The organism is Olavius algarvensis spirochete endosymbiont, from assembly GCA_900608495.1.
Classification (GTDB): Bacteria; Spirochaetota; Spirochaetia; order DSM-2461; family DSM-2461; genus UBA2779.
Genome location: UWYT01000229.1, coordinates 1 through 4,201, shown reverse-complemented (window position 1 = coordinate 4,201; position 4,201 = coordinate 1). Strand labels below are relative to the sequence as shown.

General features: G+C 49.2%; 5 protein-coding genes. 1 reads left to right on the top strand and 4 read right to left on the bottom strand.

Features of this window, described 5'->3' with window-relative positions; all coding sequences use genetic code 11:
* The 3 genes from S1OALGB6SA_RS06645 to S1OALGB6SA_RS06635 form a co-directional block, all read right to left on the bottom strand.
* Nucleotides 1–1,186: NAD(P)(+) transhydrogenase (Re/Si-specific) subunit beta (locus S1OALGB6SA_RS06645; RefSeq protein WP_148084046.1), on the bottom strand; the 1,186-nt coding region annotated here is incomplete at its 3' end.
* A gap of 2 nt (nucleotides 1,187–1,188) precedes the next feature.
* Nucleotides 1,189–1,479, bottom strand: a complete 291-nt coding sequence (locus S1OALGB6SA_RS06640) for an NAD(P) transhydrogenase subunit alpha part 2 (protein ID WP_124032944.1) — start codon at nucleotides 1,477–1,479, stop codon at nucleotides 1,189–1,191.
* Between the two features lie 2 nt (nucleotides 1,480–1,481).
* Nucleotides 1,482–2,621: an NAD(P) transhydrogenase subunit alpha gene (locus S1OALGB6SA_RS06635; RefSeq protein ID WP_124032943.1), complete on the bottom strand. Its 1,140-nt coding sequence runs from the start codon at nucleotides 2,619–2,621 to the stop codon at nucleotides 1,482–1,484.
* Nucleotides 2,622–2,828: 207 nt separating this feature from the next.
* Here S1OALGB6SA_RS06635 and S1OALGB6SA_RS06630 point away from each other — a divergent pair, with 207 nt between their 5' ends.
* Nucleotides 2,829–3,281: an SRPBCC family protein gene (locus S1OALGB6SA_RS06630; RefSeq protein WP_124032942.1), complete on the top strand. Its 453-nt coding sequence runs from the start codon at nucleotides 2,829–2,831 to the stop codon at nucleotides 3,279–3,281.
* A 651-nt stretch (nucleotides 3,282–3,932) separates the two neighbouring features.
* On the opposite strand, the gene S1OALGB6SA_RS10670 is transcribed toward S1OALGB6SA_RS06630, so the two are convergent.
* Nucleotides 3,933–4,201 (bottom strand): hypothetical protein (locus tag S1OALGB6SA_RS10670; RefSeq protein ID WP_230204476.1); only part of this gene is annotated, 269 nt, incomplete at its 5' end.

Here is a 4,201-nt window from a genome sequence, read left to right as displayed (position 1 = left end):
GCGCCACATCCACAAGCTCCATGGTGGGATTCACATCATCCATCTCGCGAAGTTGGTCGTAGGGCACATTCGCTTCGGCAAGTAGCACATTCATATGTCCCGGCATGCGCCCGGCAACAGGGTGTATTCCGAAGTTAACTTCAGCTCCGTTATCCTGTAGAATGGAAGACAGCTCCTGCACCGCGTGTTGCGCCTGTGCAACCGCCATACCGTAACCTGGCACAATAAGAACATTTTGAGCCGCCTCTAAAACTGGGTAGGCATCCTCCACCGAAATAGGCTTGGCTTCCCCAACAAAGTCAGTTCCGGATTTCACCCCTCCACCCGATCCAAACCCGCTGAATAACACATTCGCAAGCGATCTGTTCATCGCCTTACACATGATATTCGTAAGTATGATGCCACTCGATCCAACAAGCGCCCCCGACACAATCAGAACATTGTTCCTGATAACAAAACCCGCCGCGCAGGCAGCCATACCACTGTATGAATTGAGTAATGAAATTACGACTGGCATATCGCCACCACCAATCGGAATCACCACACTGACACCAAGAACAAAGCTAAGTACTCCAAGAGCAATTAAAACTGGATAAATGCTAAGAAATTCCAACTGCTTACCCGAAACAATCAGCGGTCTTCCAATGGAAACCAACAAAACAGCTGCCAGCACCAGAACCACTATCGCAGCATTCACCACCTGCTGTCCTTTATAGAGAATCGGCTTCGAGTTCATCTTCTCCGACAACTTCCCCCATGCAATAATGGACCCTGTAAAGGTTACCCCACCTATCAAAACTGTTACGCCAATAATCAACAAATCGTTCCATGGGGCACTCATAAGCATCTCATCGCTGTAGAGGCGCTGGAACTCCACCCAGCCCACAAGCAGACTTGCGATACCCCCAAAACCATTGAAAAGTGCCACCATTTCCGGCATTGAAGTCATCGCTATAAGCCGCGCCGCAAGTGCCCCAATGATTGAGCCAAGCGCCAAGCCGATTAATATCCAAGGCCAGTGAATGAGATTATCTGAAACTAAGGCAGTCACAATCGCCAACAGCATACCAATTGCGGAAATGCCATTACCCCTTCGGGCAGTACTCGCCCGACTAAGCATCTTAAGTCCGAAGACGAACAGCATTGCCGCGACAATGTACAAAAAGTTTGTCAGTGAATCGAGCATGACTACTTCTTTCCCCCTGTAAACATACCAAGCATCCTGTCGGTAACAAGGTAACCGCCAACCACGTTAATCGTGGCGAACATAACAGCGAGTGTTCCAAGTACGGTACGAAGAACATCATCCACGGTGTTCCAGGTGCCAAGCAAACTGATAAGCGCTCCCACAATCGTAATCCCGCTTATCGCATTAGAGCCGGACATCAACGGCGTATGCAATTGACTTGGAACCTTTGCAATAAGTTCAAAACCTAGAAAAGTAGCTAAAACCAAAACGAGAAGCAGCATAATTCCCATATCTATTCTCCTTCATAGTGAGCTTTGATGCCCTCATGAACCACGGCTCCACCGCGGACAATGAGACAGCCAAGGGCTATTTCATCGGCACCATCGCCCTCATCCAATTTCAAAATATCATTATCCACGTCGTAAAGATGCCCGAGCAGATTCACCATGTTGCTGGCAAACATCTGACTCGCATGCACCGCCACCTCGCCAGGCAGGTTATCAATGCCGATTATGCGCACTCCATCCACAACAATCTCCTTATCCACCTCGACACCCTCAACATTGCCTCCCGAGCCGGCAGCAAGGTCAACAATAATCGAACCCGGCCTAAGCGATTTCAACATCTTGGAAGTAATCAGAATCGGAGCCTTGCGTCCAAAGAGTTTAGCCGTCGTAATAGTGACATCCGAACCAGCAATCGCCCTGGCCATCGCCTCATGTTGCCTGGCAATTTGCTCTGAGCTAAGAGCCTTGGCATAGCCATCTTTGGTTTGCCCTGTCTCTCCCAAGTCCACCTTCAGGAATTTGGCGCCTAGCGACTGCACCTGCTCCTCTACAACAGGCCTTGTGTCGAAGGCCTCAACTCGAGCGCCAAGTCTCTTTGCCGTGGCAATGGCCTGTAAACCAGCCACACCCGCCCCAATTACAAACACCTTTGCAGGTGCTATTGTTCCGGCTGGTGTCATCATCATAGGAAAAATCCCAGCCAGCCGTTCAGCTGCCTTTATCACAGCAACATACCCGGCGAGCGATGCCTGCGAACTTAGCACATCCATCTTCTGTGCCAAAGTAGTCCGTGGAATCATCTCCAAACTCAAGGCGTCTACACCAGCCTTCGCATATGCCTCCACCAGCTTCCGATTGTTATAGGGGTCCAGGAGACTGACATGCAAAGCATTCCTCTTAGCATATCCAATCTCCCTTGTATCCGACGGATTTATCCGAAGGATCACATCTGCCCGACCGTATAAGTCCTCGCGATTTTCGATTATCCTGGCTCCTGCCGCCTGATATTCCTCATCTGTCCAGTGTGCCGATAAGTTCGTCTCAACATGCACCTCAAGGCCTTGAATTTTCATAAGCTTTTTTACGGCCTCCGGAATCAGCGCACTTCTGTTATCCAACTCCTCTCTAACTACAGCTACAATCATATCCACCCCGCAACAACAATTAACCTCATCTCATCTTACCCACAATCTAAAACTCTGACTAATCTCATAGTTCCCTCCCGTAACAGTCGGATTCATCATTCAACAGTCGCCTGCTAACTCATACAATTTCCTGAAATCGAAATTCAACCGAATGCCAACTAGACAGCTTCTTAACTACCAAGTTATACTAACTCCGGAAGTAGATATATGAAAGTACAGGTCAACATCGAAATCCAGTCCAGCGCTAAGAGGATATGGGAGTCCATCACTAATTTCAACTCCTGGCAGAGCATGATTCGAGGAATTGAGGAGCTTGAGATACTCAACCAGCCCAGGGAAGGCCTAGTGGGCTTGAAGTGGAAGGAAACTAGAACCCTCTTCGGCAAGCCCGCAACGGAAATTATGTGGATTACTGCGGTTGAGCCCGGCAAAAGCTATACTGTCAACGCCGAAAGCCACGGTGCTCGCTACATAACTAAGCTCAGTATCGAACAAATGAACAACAGCTGTCGTCTCATCCAGGACTTCCAATCCATTCCCCAAACCCTGGGCGCCAGAATTCTTGCTTTCATATTTGGAGCCATGGGAAAAAAATCCATCATCAAGGCCTTCGAGTCCGATCTCGCAGACATAAAAGCCGCTATTGAAGATTCACCTTGAAGCTTGAAAGGCCATGAAGTTGGAAGCGATTGACGGTATATCTGACTGCAAGCTCATCCAATACTTTTGGCTGCTGTGCCTCAAATCCAACTCATGATCAGCCAAGCAGGATTAATGCTTTGAATTCTGGTTTCCTCTCTGTGGTATTAAGCGTACAATGTTGGGGCGTGGGTTAAGCTTCAGAATCCGCCGGAGAAACTGAGTCAGCATCTATCCAGCTTCAAACCATCTCAAAAAGCCTGAAGCGAGCAGGTGGAGGGATGATTCTTTCACCTTCGGGAAAAGGCAGGTATTTGGCCGCCGGCCCTTGTGAGAAACTTCTCTCAATCGGCTCTTTGGCTGTGCTCCAGCCTTTTTGGAGGAACCAGCCATCCCCCATCCCTGCCTCTTACTTGAGTTACGCCGCTGTCTACAGAGCACCACACGCTCGAGGGACTGTGCCCAGATAACCAGAATCCTCCAGTGCAATAACTCGACTCTATCCCAGCATCCAAAAACCCAAGTCCATCCCCACAACATACTTCGGGTCTTTTACGGCAAAGCAATGTGAGAAAATATGGGATGGCCTCTTCATCTTCCTGGACTCTGAAATAATTGTATATTCCATTAAATCCAGTCTTTGGATGATGAGCTTTATAATAGCGAGGATCGTCAAAACATACGCAGTAAACTTCCGCCTGCTCCTGAAGACTCATCTCCCCGAAATACAGGGCACGATCGGAACTCAACTTCATGGGAGCTTGCGGAATGCACAGCGGGACGCTCTGCCCTATTGATGCTTAGCTCGATATCAGGGGTGGGGGTGGAATCAGAGGCAGGGGGAGGGGGGAGAACGGGCAGCTCAACCTCACCAAAATATATCTGGCCTTCAGCCCCATCCGCTGATCCATCCGCTGATGTCTCGTATGCTATCAGGCTGG

Coding starts and splice junctions, on each gene's coding strand:
- S1OALGB6SA_RS06640 (WP_124032944.1), bottom strand. CDS start 1,479: ATGGGAATTATGCTGCTTCTCGTTTTGGTTTTAGCTACTTTTCTAGGT.
- S1OALGB6SA_RS06635 (WP_124032943.1), bottom strand. CDS start 2,621: ATGATTGTAGCTGTAGTTAGAGAGGAGTTGGATAACAGAAGTGCGCTG.
- S1OALGB6SA_RS06630 (WP_124032942.1), top strand. CDS start 2,829: ATGAAAGTACAGGTCAACATCGAAATCCAGTCCAGCGCTAAGAGGATA.